The 16,295-nt window shown below is 63.0% G+C and carries 12 protein-coding genes; 3 read left to right on the top strand and 9 right to left on the bottom strand.

Annotation, left to right across the window (positions count from 1 at the left end; genetic code table 11):
* Positions 1–342: 342 nt before the first annotated feature.
* Positions 343–1,785, bottom strand: a complete 1,443-nt coding sequence (locus tag JTF07_RS12010) for a lipase family protein (protein WP_204234497.1) — start codon at positions 1,783–1,785, stop codon at positions 343–345.
* Positions 1,786–2,152: 367 nt separating this feature from the next.
* Between JTF07_RS12010 and JTF07_RS12005 the strand changes: the two genes are divergently transcribed.
* The gene (locus JTF07_RS12005; RefSeq protein ID WP_204234496.1) at positions 2,153–3,715 is read left to right on the top strand and encodes a Na+/H+ antiporter NhaC family protein; all 1,563 of its coding nucleotides are present in this window, start codon (positions 2,153–2,155) and stop codon (positions 3,713–3,715) included.
* A gap of 132 nt (positions 3,716–3,847) precedes the next feature.
* Here the strand turns inward: JTF07_RS12005 and JTF07_RS12000 are convergent, their stop codons facing one another.
* The 4 genes from JTF07_RS12000 to JTF07_RS11985 form a co-directional block, all read right to left on the bottom strand.
* Positions 3,848–5,284 (bottom strand): purine-cytosine permease family protein, encoded by a 1,437-nt coding sequence (locus tag JTF07_RS12000; RefSeq protein ID WP_204234495.1) that lies wholly within the window; start codon positions 5,282–5,284, stop codon positions 3,848–3,850.
* 200 nt (positions 5,285–5,484) lie between these two features.
* The gene (locus tag JTF07_RS11995; protein ID WP_204234494.1) at positions 5,485–6,624 is read right to left on the bottom strand and encodes an acyl-CoA dehydrogenase family protein; all 1,140 of its coding nucleotides are present in this window, start codon (positions 6,622–6,624) and stop codon (positions 5,485–5,487) included.
* A 29-nt stretch (positions 6,625–6,653) separates the two neighbouring features.
* Positions 6,654–7,808 (bottom strand): CaiB/BaiF CoA transferase family protein, encoded by a 1,155-nt coding sequence (locus tag JTF07_RS11990; RefSeq protein WP_204234493.1) that lies wholly within the window; start codon positions 7,806–7,808, stop codon positions 6,654–6,656.
* A 121-nt stretch (positions 7,809–7,929) separates the two neighbouring features.
* A complete protein-coding gene (locus tag JTF07_RS11985) occupies positions 7,930–8,823 on the bottom strand; it encodes a LysR family transcriptional regulator (RefSeq protein WP_204234492.1) in 894 nt (297 codons plus the stop codon).
* Positions 8,824–9,020: 197 nt separating this feature from the next.
* On the opposite strand from JTF07_RS11985, the gene JTF07_RS11980 reads away from it, so the two are divergent.
* Together JTF07_RS11980 and JTF07_RS11975 are read left to right on the top strand one after the other, a co-directional pair.
* On the top strand, positions 9,021–9,968 hold the full coding sequence (locus JTF07_RS11980) for a CoA transferase subunit A (RefSeq protein ID WP_204234491.1): 948 nt from the start codon (positions 9,021–9,023) through the stop codon (positions 9,966–9,968).
* Positions 9,965–10,741, top strand: a complete 777-nt coding sequence (locus JTF07_RS11975; RefSeq protein WP_204234490.1) for a CoA-transferase subunit beta — start codon at positions 9,965–9,967, stop codon at positions 10,739–10,741. Before JTF07_RS11980 ends, JTF07_RS11975 begins: the two co-directional genes overlap by 4 nt.
* An 83-nt stretch (positions 10,742–10,824) precedes the next feature.
* Here JTF07_RS11975 and JTF07_RS11970 read toward each other — a convergent pair whose 3' ends face one another.
* The 4 genes from JTF07_RS11970 to JTF07_RS11955 form a co-directional block, all read right to left on the bottom strand.
* Positions 10,825–12,222 (bottom strand): MFS transporter, encoded by a 1,398-nt coding sequence (locus tag JTF07_RS11970; RefSeq protein ID WP_204234489.1) that lies wholly within the window; start codon positions 12,220–12,222, stop codon positions 10,825–10,827.
* Between the two features lie 310 nt (positions 12,223–12,532).
* Complete coding sequence (locus tag JTF07_RS11965; RefSeq protein ID WP_204234488.1) at positions 12,533–13,441, bottom strand: LysR family transcriptional regulator; 909 nt, start codon at positions 13,439–13,441, stop codon at positions 12,533–12,535.
* 86 nt (positions 13,442–13,527) lie between these two features.
* The gene (locus JTF07_RS11960) at positions 13,528–14,814 is read right to left on the bottom strand and encodes a benzoate/H(+) symporter BenE family transporter (protein WP_204234487.1); all 1,287 of its coding nucleotides are present in this window, start codon (positions 14,812–14,814) and stop codon (positions 13,528–13,530) included.
* Positions 14,815–14,842: 28 nt separating this feature from the next.
* Positions 14,843–16,252 carry an MFS transporter gene (locus tag JTF07_RS11955; protein ID WP_204234486.1) on the bottom strand — a complete coding sequence of 470 codons (1,410 nt, stop codon included), beginning with the start codon at positions 16,250–16,252 and terminating at the stop codon, positions 14,843–14,845.
* Positions 16,253–16,295 lie beyond the last annotated feature (43 nt).

Genomic DNA, 16,295 nt, shown 5'->3' with positions numbered 1-16,295 from the left:
TATGACGTAGTGCGGTGCTGCACGTCTCGACGCGAAGCGCGCAGAGGCCAGGTCCATCGATGAAGTCATTCTGTCAGTTGTGCGTGATCTGCGCAACATGGATGCGTGAAATGCGCGAATATTGGGAGCGGGCCGTGCGGACTTGTCGGCTCGCGGTGGTGCCGGGGGTGATCTTCCTGTGCCGCAAACGGGGCGATGGCGCGCCGAAATGGGCGACCCGCGCCGGAAAGTACGAAACTTTCAGCACGGATCGCCCACAGTGACAGAGGTGGTGCCTCAGGGTGAGTTGCTCATGACCGTGGTGCTCCAACGGCCTTGAGCAACTCTAGGGGTCAATGCACTTCACAACCTCCAGCAGCTGTCGACCGGAGCTTTCCCGGCGAGCGTGCGGTTCGTGAAGATTTCGATTCGGGGAACGGCGGCGATGTATCCGCCGAGATGAGTCAGCCCGAGGTTGTCCCGGAACAGGACTTTGTGGCCGGCGTCGCACCAGGTTGAGGCCAGTTCTTTTCCGAGGGCGAAGGGCACGACGTCATCGAGGTGGCTGTGGTTGACCAGCAGCGGGATGTCGGGGATCTCCGCCTGTCCGATTTTCTGCTTGTCTGCCACCTCGAGGAAATTGTCCTCGATGAGCTTCTGGAACGACGTTCCGTCCTTGGTCAGGGTGTCGGTGTCGAGGAACGCATTCGAGACGAGGGCCTCGATGGTGCACTGGTTCGAGGCACGGTCGACGGCGTCGAGGCCCTTCTGGTTGAGGTGCTTGGTCATGTCGACATCCGCCTGCCGCGCAAACGAATCGACCCCGTACAGGGCGAAGGCCGTGTAGACACTCGAGAGTCCGGACACGGTTTCGTACAGGTCCGTGGGCACGGCGCCCGCCGAGGCGGAGACGACATTGAGTTCGGGTGCCCAGTCCTTCTTGAGCTCTAGGGCCGCCGCGGTGGCCTGTCCGCCCTGCGAATACCCTCGCAGCTGAAGCTTCGTGTCGGCGTTGATCGAGCTTCCTTTGACCTCTTGCGCGGCCCTGGCTGCGTCGAGCACTGAGCGGCCCTCTTCGACTCGATTGAGATAGCTGTGCGCGCCCTCGGTGCCCAGTCCCACATAGTCGACGACGACCACGGGGCGCTTGGCCGCCAGTGCCGAGGTGACGGAGATTCCTTCGTATTCGGTGCCCATGCCCATCTGTCGGCTGGGGGCGCACTTGTCGGCAATGCCCTGCGTGCCCGGGGCGATGACGACGGCATCCTCTGCGTCTTCCTTCGCGCCTTCGGGGGTCAGCAGTGTGGCGGTTGCGGCTCGCGCTGCGCCCTCTTCATCAGTGGTCTTGTACATGAACGTCTCTGACTTCGCGCTGTGCTCAATCAGCTTGGCCGGATCGAGATAGAACTTCGAAGCCACCTGTTTGACCACTCCGCCGTTCTCATCCGGCAGTGTCGCTGGGGTCGTGTAGAAGTCCTCAGGAACTCCCGAATCGGGAAGGTCCTGGAGCGCTGCTGCGTACTCGACGTCAGCGGTGGTGATCTCGTCTGATTTCTCGATGGCCTTCTTGGCCTGCTCAACGCTCACGCCTTCGGGGACGTTGCTCCGATTGAGGGAGCTTGAGTCCTCGGCCTGTCTGTCTTCGACCACCTTCTTGGCTTCTTTGTCCGATTGTGGGACAAGGTCCTGGGCTTGGGCTGGAGTGGTCACGGTGCCCATCGTGAGCGCCAGGCCGGCAACGGCGGCTGCGCTCGCCGTTGCGATGCGTCGTACGTGTGGAAATGTGGCATGTCGGGACGTTCTCATCTGCGTGCAATCCTGTTCTGTCGTGTGTCTCGGCATTGAGAGTGCGCGGACAGTGGTGGCGTCGCTGGCCGGTCAGACAGGAGTGCCATCCGCTCGGTCATCGCTGTTGTGCACACCGTATGGTGACGGGCGTCACAACCTTACTCGATAGTAGAACTTACCAGTAACATTTTTTCTCGGTCAATCAGGTTGAGAGAAGGGCCGTAGTGAGATTCGGTCTGCAGGCGGAATTGCGGAGTGAGTATCTCACAATTGAGATTGGCAAGGACGGGTGTCGTGAGAACCGATATTGTGAATTCGCTGATATCAAGCGAACCACGGCACATCGACGAGCCATGACACGAAGGGCACCCTGATTATGGACCATATGGGACTCGTATCTCTGATTCCGCCGTTGTTGGCGATCCTGCTCGCGGTGCTCTTCAGGAATGTCGTCATCGCACTGTTCGTCGGAATCTTCGTTGGTCTGATGATCGTCATCGGACCCAACCCGGTGACGACCACCATGGGGCTCGTCACCGATCATCTCGCGCCGGTGGTCACCGACAGCTACAACGCCGGCGTGATGATCCTCCTGTTCTTCATCGGAGGCTTCGTCGCGCTTGTCGAGCGCTCGGGTGGAGGGGCCGCACTGGCTGCGAGGGCCTCACGCCTCATCAACACCCCGGGCAAAGGGCAGATCTCCGCATGGTTGGGTGGACTGATCATCTTCTTCTCCGATCTGGGCACCCCTCTCATCGTGGGACCGATCTTCGAGAAGATCTTCGACAAACTCAAGCTCTCTCGCGAGAAGCTGGCGTGGATTCTCGACTCGACATCGTCTCCTGTGGCAGTGCTCATCCCCTTCATCGGGTGGGGCATCTACATCATGGGGCTCATTCGAGAAGAGTTCGACAGAGAAGGTCTTCAGATCTCCGAGTTCACGGTCTTCGTGCAGGCGATCCCATTTCAGTTCTACGCTATCCTCGCTGTCACCGCGATCCCCGTCGTGGCGCTGACACGCACGGACTTCGGCGCTATGCGTCGAGCTGAAAGACGTGTGCAGGAGACTGGCGAAATCCACTGGCCCAATTCGAAACCCTTGCGAGGAACCGATTCCACCAAGGATGATCCTGCAAGCGGCCCTGAAGTGGCCTCGGAGAGTCGCCCGATCGTCATCTGGCTGCCGCTGCTCGTACTCTTCGTCACCCTCTTCTCGATCCTCGTGACTCTCGGCTTCCCTGCCGAGCCGATCCCTGGCGAGGAATTCCGTGCTGCCTTGAGCACCGCCTACCTTTTCGCAGCTGTGGTTCTCATCGCGCTCATGCTCATCTTCAAGATCAACCCGATCGGTGTCATTCTCGGGAACTACGTCAAGGGCATGGAGAAGATGATCGGCGTGGTGCTGATCCTCGTTCTGGCCTGGACCTTGGGTGGGCTGCTCGAGGCGATGGGGACCGCGAACTTCCTCGTCGAGATGATGTCCGGTGTCGTCCCTGCTGCTCTTGTGCCCGTTCTCATCTTCATCTGCGCGGCCGTGATGTCCTTCGCCACCGGCAGCTCGTGGGGCACCTTCGCCATCATGATCCCCCTGGCGATCCCGGTCGCCTTCGGACTCGACGCGGCTGTCATCGTGTGCATCGGCGCCGTGCTCTCCGGGGGAATCTTCGGAGACCACTGTTCCCCGATCTCCGATTCGACCATCCTCGCCTCGACCGGAGCCGGCACTGACCTGGTCGACCACGTCAAGACTCAGATTCCCTATGCGGTCATCAACGCAGTCATCGTCGCAGTGTCATTCGTCATCGCAGGGTTCCTGGAGAGCCCGTACATCGTCATATTCAGCATCGCCGCGATGATCATCACCTACCTCGTCATCTCCCGGGTGAGTGCCGCACGGCAGCAGCGCACTGCCGGGACTGACACCTCGCCTCTCGCCGAGGTGGACTGATCTGGGCCCGACACGAGGACTGGCGCGCGTCAGACAGTTCAAGTCAGGCTGAGTAGGTTGCAACCCACTCAGCCTGACTTGAACTGTGCACTTTCCTAGTGCATTCGCGAAGCCGCAGCCTCGGCGACAGACTCAGGCGCGCTGTGCGTCCAGTGCCTCCACATCGGGGTAGATGGTCTCTGCTGGGGCAACGCTGCGGTTGCGGAGGAGGAAGTAGTAGAGGGCGAAGGTCACTGCGATGCCGATGATCCAGGAGATGTCGGCTCCTCCCAGCTTCTCGACCAGGGGCCCGGTGCAGAAGGACTGGGCGAGGAAAGGAATCTGCACGACGACGCCGACTCCGTAGGCGAGGAGTGCTCGCCAGTTCCAGGTGCCGTAACGGCCCTTGTGGTCGTAGAAGGCGGGGATGTCGAAGCGGTCCTTCGAAATCAGGTAGAAGTCGGTGAGGTTGATGATGCTCCATGGAGTGAAGACCATGAGCAGGGCGAGGACGAAGTTCTTGAAGTTCGCCAGGAAGTCCTCCGACGCCAACAGGGCGACAAGCACGGTCAGAGTGACGATGCCGATGACGAAGACCGCACGCGTCCAGCGGCGGATGTTCGTCTTCTCACCGAAGGAGGTGAGGATGGTCAGCGTGCACATGAACGCACCGTAGGCGTTGAGGGTGTTGACGGTGAGCTTGCCCATCAGGATGACGATGAAGATGAGGAGGGCATAGACGCCTCCGCCGACGATGTCGCCGACGAAGCCGACCTGGTTCTCGACGAAGGAGTTGCCGGTCTCGGTCATGGCGGCGGCGCCGATGAGGGCGCCCAGGGTCATCGACCACTGTGATCCGATGACAGAGCCGCCAAAGGTGAACCAGAAGGTCTTCGATGCAGGAGTCGACCGCGGCAGGTAGCGCGAGTAGTCGGCGACGTAAGGGCCGTAGGTCAGCTGCCAGCCCACAGACAGCGCGATCGCTGACAGGAATGCTGGAAACGCGAAGGACGAGTTGGAGATCAGTCCGGGAACGTCGACCTTGGTGAACACGCAGTAGGTGATGAAGAGGAACCCGAGCAGGCCCGTGACTGAGGAGATCCGGCCGAGCACGTGGATGTACTTGTAGCCCAGCAGGGCGACCGCAGCGGTCAGCGCGCCGAAGATGACGATGCCCACTGCCGGCGTATCGACGCCGATGATGAGGTTGACGGCCTGGCCGGAGAGTACTGCACCGGTTGAGGCGAAGCCGATGTACATGAGCACGACGAGCACCAGCGGAATGATCGCCCCGATGATGCCGAACTGAGCTCTGGAGGAGATCATCTGCGGCAGACCCAGTTGTGGGCCCTGCGCGGAGTGGAGGGCCATGACGATTCCGCCGATGATGTTGCCGATGAGCAGGCCGATGATGGCCCACAGTGCATCGGCACCGAAGACGACGGCGAGAGCTCCGTCGACGATGGCGGTGATCTGGGTATTGGCGCCGAACCACAGCGTGAACTGGGAACGTGCGGTGCCGTGACGTTCATTGTCAGGCACCATTTCGATGGATCGTTTCTCGATCCCCGAATTGGATGAGCTCGCCATGGGTTTCTCCTTAGAATGATGAATCAGACCCAGTCAACACCCGAAATCAGAGCTATACGAGACCTGAGTCACACAAACTGTCCGACATATCGGATCATCGCGGTCGTGGAATGAATAGTGGGGTTCACGGGCGAATCGATCACCCTTGAACCCCGAACTGATCGTATTCCGATGCAGGTTTCGGTTCTGTTTCGACGGGTTCAGTTCGACAGCGACCTGGCGATGATCGTGCGCTGAATCTCCGAGGAGCCTTCATAGATGCGGTAGATCCTGGCATCGCGGACGTAGCGTTCGAGTGGGAAGTCCCTGGTGAAACCGTAGCCGCCGTGGATCTGCAGCGCCTCGTCGGCGATGAACGCTGCAGCCTCTGATGCAGCGAGCTTGGCTGTGGCCGAGGACCTGGTGAAGTCCACCTCAGCGTCCCTCTGCTCTGCGGCGTCCATCGTCAGCAGCCACGCCGATCGGTACTTCGTGTACATATCGGCGAGTTTGAAGGCGATCCCCTGCAGCCGGTTGAGCGGTTTGCCGCTGATCCTGCGCTCGCCGGCCCAGTCCACGGCAGCGTCAAGGGCAGCTTTGCCGATGCCAAGGCTCATCGCGGCCACCTCGATGCGGCCCCGGTCGAGGACGCGCATGGCCGTGGTGAAGCCCTCGCCCTCGACGCCCAGCAGCGCGTCGTCGGGAACGATCGCATCGATGACGAACTCATAGACCGGACTGCCGCGGAGTCCCATGGTCTTCTCCGGAGGATTGAAGTCCAGCCCCGCCGAGGCGGCCGCGGTGTCGACGATGAATGCGCTGATCCCCTTGTGGCCTGCGTCGACATCGGTCTTTGCGTAGACGACGATGAAGTCCGCGAATCCGGCGTTTGTGATGAAGCACTTCGTGCCTTTGAGGTGCCAGCCGCCGTCGACCTTCGTCGCCTTCGTCGACATCTCGGCAGGGTTGGATCCTGCGCCCGGTTCGGTCAGTCCGAACGATCCGATGACCTCACCGGTTGCGGCGCGCGGCAGCCACGATTCGCGTTGAGCGTCGGTGCCGCCGAGGAGGATCGAGTCGGTGGCGAGGAACTGCGCGGTGATGATCGAGGCGGTCGAAGCGCAGGCCTCGGTCACGGCGGCGACCATCTGGCTCATCGCCACGGAGCCGACGCCGGGCCCACCGAATTCCTCGGGCAGATTGAGACCCAGCACCCCCACCTCGGCGAGGGTGTTCAGGGTTTCATCTGCGACGCGTTCGTTCACGTCCGCAGTCGCCGCCTGCGGGGCGAGGACGTCCTTGCTGATCTGCGCGACGGCGTCGACGAGTTCCTGCTCATCCGTGCTGATGTCGAATCCCATGGTCCTACTCCTTCGATGAGTGGCGGTGTCTACCAGTCGGTGGTCGTGCGTGGCCGCGGTGCGTGCAGCTCGTCAGTGTGCTCGCCGAGGCGGGGCACCGGAAGCGCGGGTGTCGGCCTGGCGCCGTCGATGAGGAGGGGGTGGCGCAGGTGCGTATGACCGGTGCGGGCATCGGTGGTGGTGAGATCGCGGCCGGCGGTGGTGGGGCCCTCGATCGCCTCGGTGAAGTTGAGGACAGGGGAGTTGGGGACTCCTGCCGCGTCGAAGATCGCGCACAACTCGGCCACCGTGTGAGTGCCGGTGAACTCCTCGATCTCGGTGCGCAGATCCTCGTCGTTGTCTGAGCGGAGTCCGTCTGTGGCGAACCGGGCATCGGTGGCGAGCTCGGGTCTGCCGAGCGTGGCAGCGAGGACGCCGAAGAGCTTGTCGTTGGCCACAGCGATGACGACGAGACCGTCGGATCCGGCGTAGGTGTCGAAGGGTGCGGAGATGGGGTGTCGATTGCCGACGCGGTTCGGTGTGGAGCCGGCCGCATGGATGGCGGTGTTCGTCGGCTGCATCGCGAGCATGACGTCGAGCATCGGAATGTCGATGTGGGCACCTTCGCCGGTGGACTGTCGGTGGAAGAGCGCGCTCGAGATGCCGAAGGCGGCGAAGACTCCTGCGGAGACGTCCGCAATCGATTCGCCTACGCGGGTAGGGGAGTCGTCGGGGAAGCCGGTCGATGACATGAGCCCGCTGAGTGCCTGGATGACGGTGTCGTAGGCGGGAAGTTTCGCCTGGGTACCAGTCTGGCCGAACCCGGAGATCGAAGCGTAGACGACGTCGGGCTTGACTGCCTTGACGTCCTCAAAGGACAGCCCCAGTTTGGCCGCGACGCCGGGGCGGAAGTTCTCGACGACGACATCGCAGGTGCGGATGAAGTCGAGCAGCTTCTCGTGTGCGACAGGATCCTTGAGGTCGGCTTCGATGGATCGTTTGCCTCGGTTGAGAGAGGTGAAGTAGGTCGAGCCGGTCTCGGTGAAGGGCCCCAGATGCCGGGAGTCGTCGCCGTGTCCCGGCATCTCGATCTTGAACACCTCGGCGCCCTGATCGGCGAGCATGGCGGTGGCATACGGTCCGGCCAGCACTCGCGAGAAGTCCGCGACCCTGACCCCGGAAAGTAGTTGCTTCTTTGCATCCATGAGGACAATCCTCGAGGTGAGGAGCACGGAAGACAACGAGTCCCGACTGAGATTCGTCCGATATGTCGGATGGCTGGCGTGGCCGGCGCAGCAGACAGAGTTATCGCAGGTTGAGTGGAGATCACCGCACAGTGGGCAGGACCGCCTCGGCGATGTCGAGGACCGAATCGAGTGCGGCGTCGTGGTGGTCGAGGCGATAGGCGAGATAGAGCTTCGTCGTCTCGTTGTCCGCGTTGAGGGGGACGGCGACGACGTCCGAGCCGTAGCCGGCCGCCACCGAGTCGAAGGTGATCGTCACCCCCATGCCGGCACCCACGAGTGCCGCGATGGACTGCGAGTCCGGAGCTTCCTGAACGACCGTCGGCGCGAAGCCCGCGTCGAGGCACAGGCGCATCCCGGTTTCGCGCAGATTCGAATTGGGACGCGAGGGCAGGAAGATGAAACGCTCCCCGCTGAGTTCAGCGACGTCGACAGATGACCGTTTGGCAAGACGGTGCCCAGGGGGAACGGCGACGCACGGGCGTTCGATCTGCACCGGTCGTCCGGCGATGAGTGAGGGTCGCTGCTGCCACCGGACCAGAGCGAGGTCGAGGGTGCCGTCCATGATCCGTTCGAGGCCCTCATCGGCGTACACCCTCGACTCGAGCTGGAAGGAGATTCCAGGATTGTTGTCCTCAGAGGCTGCGACAAGGGCGGCGACCAAGTGACGGGAAGAGGGGTGGGAGTAGCCGAATCGGATCCGTCCGATCTGCCCACTCGATGATCGATGCACGGATTCGACGGCCGCCTGCTGGGTGGCGAGCATGTGCTTGGCGGGCTCGTAGAAGGCCTCCCCGGCGGAGGAGAGGCTGACGGATCGGGTGGTGCGCTGGAACAGTGATGCGTCCAGTTCGGTCTCGAGTGCGCGGATGGTCCGGCTCAGCGGCGGTTGGGCCATGCCGAGTCGCTCGGCGGCACGGCCGAAATGGAGCTCTTCGGCAACCGCGACGAATGCGCGGATCTGACTCAGTTCCATCTTCGACGTCTCCATCTGCTCACTAGTCGCCTGCTGACGGGTGTGGTCTGCGGGCTGGGACAGTCTGCTCCCTGGCACAAAACTCTGGCCCGCGGACGCAGATTCCCGTTCCGCACGACGCTCATCATTATTGCACGATTCGGTAATAATTAGGTCAGTCTTTTGCGGAACTCGGTCTTTAATATAGTCTGCGAATTATGGACAGTGACACAGTCGTCAGTTTGCCGCACGCGGTGGAGAAGCTCGTCAACGCCGGAGACACGATTGCCCTGGAGGGCTTCTCTCACCTTATCCCGTTCGCCGCGGGCCACGAGATCATCCGCCAGGGGATCACCGGTCTCACGTTCTGTCGGATGACGCCCGATCTGCTCAGCGACATGATGATCGCTGCCGGAGGCATCGATCGACTCGTGTGTTCGTTCTTCGCTTCGGGTTCGGCGGGCAGCCTCTATGAGGTCCGCCGGCGCATCGAATCCCAGGACCCCGCCCCGCTGCCGGTCGAGGAGTACTCTCACCATGCGATGACGCTTCGCTATCACGCTGGCGCCGCCCGGCTCCCGTTTGCACCGATCAGCTCTTTCGTCGGATCCGATATGCCGGGCATCAACCCGGACATCCGTGCAGTCGTCGATCCCTACACGGGCAAGAAGATCCATGTGGTGCCCCCGCTCAACCCGGACGTCACGATCATCCATGCTCAGCGCGCTGATCGGAAGGGCAACGTCCAGATCTGGGGCATTGCCGGAGTCCAGCAGGAAGCCGTCTACGCGGCCGACAAGGTCATCGTCACGGTCGAAGAGATCGTCGACGATGAGGTCGTCCGAGCCGACCCGAATCGCACCCTCATCCCTGCCCACGCCGTGGATGCCGTCTGCGTAGTCCTGACCGGCGCCCATCCCTCCTATGTGCAGGGCTCCTATGACCGGGACAACGCCTTCTACCGTGAATGGACGCCGATCTCACAGGATCCGGCTCGACTGCGCGAGTGGATCGATACGCACATCCGCGGAACGAAGGACCACGAGGAGTACCTCGATGCCATCGGCCGTGATCGGATCGCGGCCCTGCGGATGGCACCCAGACCTTCGGGCAGCGTCGACTACGGGCGACGACCGGATGCATCGACAGAACGGAGCTCACGATGACCACGGCTGCTGATTTCACAGAGACCGAACTGGTCGTGTGCGCTGCGGCGAAGATGCTCGCCCACAGCAACACGGTCTTCGCCGGCATCGGCCTGCCCACGCTGGCCGTCGACCTGGCCCACCGCACCCTCAATCCCGATATCCAGCTGGTCTACGAATCCGGTGTGGCCGGTGCCCACCCGGAGTCGATGGCTGAGGGCATCGCCGATTCGGTCGTCGTCTCCGGCGCCGAGGCAGTGGTGAATATGCATGCCCTGTTCGGCTACGTGCTCCAGGGCGGTAACGTCGACGTCGGGTTCCTCGGTGCTGCTCAGATCGATCGCTTCGGTTCCCTCAACACCACGGTTATTGGGGACTGGGATTCGCCGAAGGTGCGTCTGCCCGGATCCGGCGGTGCCGCCGATATCATGGCGAACGCCGGCGAAGTCTTCGTCATCCTCCGCCGCCACGATCCGGCGGCACTGCCGAGTGAACTCGACTTCGTCACCTCGGCCTCGCCAGTCAGAGCCGCTGAGCATCCCGACTTCATCCAGCCTCGCGGATTCGGGGTCAGCACGGTGATCACTCCGCTGGGGATCCTGCGACGCAAGGACCGCCTCGGCGAGCTGGAGCTCACCCACGTCCATCCCGGTGTCACGAGTGAGCAGGTGTGGGAGCAGACCGGGTGGGATTTGGTGGTCTCCGACGATCTGTCCGTCACCCAGGAGCCCACCGCCGAGGAGGTCCGACTTCTCCGCGACGAGATCGATACGGTCCGGCTCTACCTGCGGTGAGCGGAGCGAAAAGTGCCCCACGCGCAATGTGCATGGGGCACTTTTCGTGACCTGTGGACGTCCCCGCGGGGACGTCCACGGACTCAGGGTCGGGAAGCGTCCCCGCGGTCGGGGGCAGCGAGGCGCTCGTCCTCAGCGGTCTCCTCGGCGAGTTCGATCTTCTCTGCCTTCTCGGCGTTCGAGTCCTCGGATGCCACCCATCCGGTCTTCTGCAGGAGGATCAGCGTGCAGACGAGCGAGACCACGGCATAGGATGCGCCGAGGATCGCCACCGGCATGATCGTGTCTGTGCTGGTGTACATCCACTGGGCCAATGCCGGGGTGGCTCCGGCCACGGTCATCGAGCACAACTGGTAGGACAGCGAGATACCCGTGTAGCGCACCTTTGCAGGGAAGGCGCGGGCCAGGATTCCGCCGATTCCCGCATAGAACATCGAGTGTGGAACGGTGGCCGCTGCCATGCCGAGGATAGCGAGCCAGGTATTGCCGGTCTGGATGGCGAAGAACATCAGCGGCATGAGGACGAATTCGGGAACCACGATCCAGAAGATCGCCTTGCGCATGTCCTTGACCCGGCTGAGGATGACTGCGCCGAAGGGTTGGACGATGAACTGCACGACTAGTGCGATCGCCACGATGCCGAGGAAGCTTGACGTGCCGTAGGCCCATTCGTGGGACTTGTCCGTGGCCCATGCCGTGGCGAAGGTGGTCTTCAGGTAGGTGACCTGCACGAGCGGCAGGGCGCCGGCGCCGATGAGGATGATCGCCCAGTGCTTCTTGAACGCCTCGACCACCGGCACCTTGACCACTGCGTCCTTCTTGCGGGCCTGCTGCATGATCTGCGGCTCTTCGAGCTTGAGCCTGATGACGAGCCCGACGACGATGAGCAGGATGGATGCCAGGAAGGCGATCCTCCAGCCGTAGAGGATGAACTCCGGTGTCGGCATCATCGCGAGGAAGAAGAAGGCTCCGGTGGCCAGCAGATTGCCGGTTGGTGATCCCTGCTGGGCGAAAGCCGAATACAGGATGCTCTTGCCCTTCGGCGCGCTCTCACTGGCAATGAGTACGGATCCGCCCCACTCGCCGCCGACGGCGATGCCCTGGAGGACACGCAGGAAGGTGAGGAGGATGGGCGCCGCGAGGCCGATTGTCGAGTAGCCGGGCAGCAGGCCGACGACGAACGAAGCTGCGCCCATGAGAATCAGTGTGACCACGAGTGTCTTCTTGCGACCGTATTTGTCGCCGAAGTGGCCGAAGACGATTCCGCCGAGTGGACGAGCGATGAAGCCCGCCCACATGGTGACGAAGGAGAGCAGAGTGCCGACCCCGTCGGGCAGGTTGTCTGGGAAGAAGACGTGACCGAAGACGAGGGCCGAAGCGGCGCCGTAGATATAGAAGTCGTACCACTCGATGGTGGTTCCGACATAGGAGGCGATTCCTGCCTTGCGGGCGCTCTTGGCTGAATTGGCCGTAACTGACATGCGAGTCCTCTCAGATGGAGCATCTTTGCACCAGCCGACGGCGAGAACAGCGCCGTCGATGATGGCTTCACAGTAAGCGGGTGGACAGTCGGCGGCAAATAACCTTGTGCTATGACGATATAACTGATGGTGATGTACGTGAGTGAAGCCCAGGTCACAGTTGGTCTTCCCTGAGAGTCGGTGTTCCGATGTTTTCTTCGCAGGCTTCACCATCTGAGACGGAACCAGTGTCAAAGGACTGTTGCATTCGGGGTATCAATTGACCCGGTCAGGAGTCCTTGGTGCCCTCAGGTGTTGCCGGTGCAGTCAGTCAGTCAGTCGTCGGCGCCGTGTCTGTCGACTCCTCAGAGGCGACGACGATGGCCATGCTCAGCTCACCCACCGGTCCGGACTGTTCCTCTCGTCGGATCGTCACCCAGGCCTGCGGCGCGTTCGGACCCGACTCGATCCGGCTGAACGACAGACGCTCATCACGACGGGAACTGCGAGCCAGCGGAGTGGGAGCGAGGGTGATACCCAACCCATGCGCGACCATCTCCACGGCCGTCGCCCAACTGGTGGTCTCGTGTCGGATGCGCGGCTCGAACCCATGGGAGCGGCAGATGCCGACGACGGTGTCGTGGTAGATCGGGGAGGCGCTCCTGCGGAAGATGACGAACGGTTGGTCAGTCGCCTCTGCGAGGGACATGCCGTTCAGTTCCGAAGGCACACACAGCCAGAAGTTCTCCCGCGCGGCCGGAGTGCAGATGACGCCGGGGTGCTGCACCGGCATGTGCCCGCACGAGATGTCGATCTCGTGGCCCAGCAGCATGTCGCTCTGACTCGCTGAGGTGGCTTCCCGAGTGGTCACAGAGATGCGCGGTCGATCGCTGGTGAATTCCTTCACCGCTTCCGGCAGGCCGCGGTGGAGGAACGTGGCGACCGTGCCGATGGCGATCGTCGTCGACTCCCCGGAGCCGAGCTCGGTGGCGACTCCGTTGAAGCGATTCGCTGCCCCGACCGCCGCCTTGGCGTGGGGGAGCAGCTCTTGTCCGGCGGGAGTGAGCCTGGTGGACGGGCTGCGCCGGAACAGCGGCCTGCCGACGAAATCCTCGAGTCGCCTCAGTTCGGCGCTCAGCGCCGGTTGGGAGATGCTCATAGCCTCGGCCGCGGTCTGGAACTTCCCATGCTCGGCCAAAGCGATGAAGTAGCGCAGACGCCGGAGGCTCGGTTCGCTCATGTTCCTTCAGTCCTCCGATGGTCGACGTTCCATGCCTCCATCACTGTACGTGCAGAGGCGGATCTGTCCGCGGAAGAGAGGTCGCGTCAAGTGTGGTCGGCTCCCGCCTCCGCCCTGTAGTCCCCGGGCTCGAGGAACCGGGAGGCAATGCAGCCGATGAGGATTCCCCAGAACGCCGCATGGATGTTGAACAGGTCGAACTCGGCGATCGTGACGACGAAGGTGACAAGGGCGCCGAAGGTGTACTTGGATGAGAACGCTGAGACGAAGGCCTGGCGCAGAGCACCGAGCATCGCCATTCCGCCCAGCGCCAGAATGTAGGCCTCCGGGGTGCCGAGCATGAACCGGGTGACCAGCGGTGAGAACAGTGCTGCGATGAAGCAGAGGAGAGAGTAGAAGACGGCCGCGGAGTACTGCCGTCTGGGATCCCCGGACGAGGTGAGCAGGGCGTTGGTCGGCCCGGTCAGGCACGCGGAGACCGCCCCGAAGCACGCGTTGAGCACCGACATGAGGCCCGATGTCACGGCAGAGGCGTTGACGGGAGTCGCATGTCCGGCGGCGCGCAGCACCGCCTCACCCTGGCCGTTCTGGACGACGAGCACTGTCAGGGTCAGCGGAACGACGAGTTCGAGTTGAGCCGCCCAGGTGAACTCGGGAGGGGTGAACACCGGGTGAGCGAGGATCGGACCACCGGATGAGAGGTCCAGCTGCCCGAGGACGACGACGGCGACGAAGCCGACCAGCAGGGCACCGAGGACCGGAGGCATGAAGCGAGCCAGCCCCGGCAGGGCCGTGAGTGCGATGAACGCGATGATCATGGGAATGACGATCGCCGGAGTCGAGCGCCCTGCGTCGACGATGTCGATGCCGAAGCGCAGGAAGATCGCGGCCACCATGGCCATGACGATCGGAGGCGGAATCGCGGCCATGGCGCGCCTGACCAGGCCGCTCATGCCCAACCCCAGAGTCAGCACACCGGCGACGAAGAAGGCCCCGACGACCTCCCCGAAGCTCAGATGCTGCAGCGAGGGGCCGAGCAGAACGGTGCCGGGAATCGACCAGGCGAAACCCAAAGGTCGACGATAGACCAGCGACATGACCAGGGTGGCCAGGCCCGCAGAGAGGAAGATCCCGAAGACCCAGGACGAGAGCTGAGCATCACTGAGCCCGCCGGCCAGACCCACCGCCATGGTCACGGCGATGGGGCCGGTGATGCCGAAGATGAGCCCGACGACGGCATTGAGGCAGTACTCGAGTCCGATGTCCCGACGGATGTCGCGCAGCCTGGGCATCCGCATCGTCGGGCGCTCGATCAGGGGGTCCTTCTCAGTCGAGCGCGAATTCGCCGAGGTGGTCGCCGGGTTCTCGTGCATACAGTGATATCTCGTCTCGTGGTCGTTGTCAGCTCTGCGGGTGGGACGTCGCTGCGGCGTCGTTCGGGGTCAGGGGAGTTCGGTCGGTAGTCGTGGCTGTAGTCGCGGGTGTGGCCGCTTGGTCTGTGCCGGCGGTTTCGAGGTCAGGCTGCCTGGGAACCAGATAGGCCATCAGTGCGCCGAACAGAGCGACACCGGCGAACACGTAGAACGCCTGTGCCCCTCCGAGTCCGATAGAGGCGATGAACCCGCCGATGAACGGGCCGATGACCCCGCCGATGCGCCCGAACCCGGCGAACCAGGCCACACCCGCCGACCGCGCGTTCGTCGTGTAGTACGTCGAGACGTATCCGTAGCCGAGAACCTGTGTGCCAAGGGTTCCGACTCCGGCCATGGCGATGAACGCGAAGAGGAAGGCGATCGGCAGCTGGAAGGTCATCAGGGTGAGCGTGATCGCGGCGAGAACGAAGGTGGAGACGATGATCGGACGAGGGCTGAAGCGATCGGCGATCTTCGAGCCGATGAGGGCGCCGATGACGGCACCTCCGTTGAGGATGAGGAGGAAGGCCAGGGACCCCGAGGTGTCATAACCGTAGCCCTGCATGATCTCCGGCAGCCAGGTGTTGAGGCCGTATGTCAGGAGGAGGCCGGCGAAGGACAGGAACCCGAGGAAGATGGTGGCCATGCGCCAGCGCGGCGTGAGCAGAGCGGCGAAGCCGGTGCGTTCGACCGACGCCGAATCGGTGACCAGCTGGGAATCGTCGACCAAGGGAGTGCCCGCACGACGAGCGGTTGCGATTGCCTCCTCGCGGCGGCCGCGAGTGAGCAGCCACCTCGGCGATTCAGGGACCTTGAAGAAGGCGATGGGCACCAACATGAGGGGAGCGGCACCGATGATGAAGAGTCCGCGCCATCCCAGGGGCTCAAGGAGGATGATTCCCAGTCCTGCAGCCAGCACGCCGCCGGCCGGGACACCGGAGTAGACGATGGCGTTGTAGAGGTTGCGCTTGTTCGCGGGGGCGAACTCCGCCATGGTGGCCCCGGCTACCGCCAACACCGCACCGAGGCCCAGGCCGCTGAGGAAGCGGAGGATGCCGAAGGCCATCACGGAGGTGGCGAACGCGGTGAAGAGCATTCCGAGTGAGAACCAGGAGATGCTCACGAGCAGGAGGCGGCGGCGTCCCAGCCAGTCTCCGACTGCCCCGCAGGTCAGCGCTCCGACGAGGACGCCGAGCATAGCGTAGGAGCCGAGGAGTCCTGCCGTAGATGGGTCGAGGGCACCCAGCTGGGAGGGGTCGTTGAGCAGCGTGGGCATGATGGTGCCGTAGATGGTGAGGTCGTAGCCGTCGAAGACGAGAGCGCCGCAGGCGATGAACGCCACCCAGCCCGCTGTCTTCCGTTCCTGCGCAGGTTGTGCGCTGACAAGTGTGTGCGACATGGTCTTCAGTCCTTCAGGTCGGTGCGTTGATCGGCCCTCGGAG

Source organism: Brevibacterium sp. RIT 803 (assembly GCF_016892625.1).
Taxonomy (GTDB): Bacteria; Actinomycetota; Actinomycetes; order Actinomycetales; family Brevibacteriaceae; genus Brevibacterium.
Note: the sequence above shows the minus strand (reverse complement) of the source record. Positions and strands in the feature narration are given on the sequence as shown.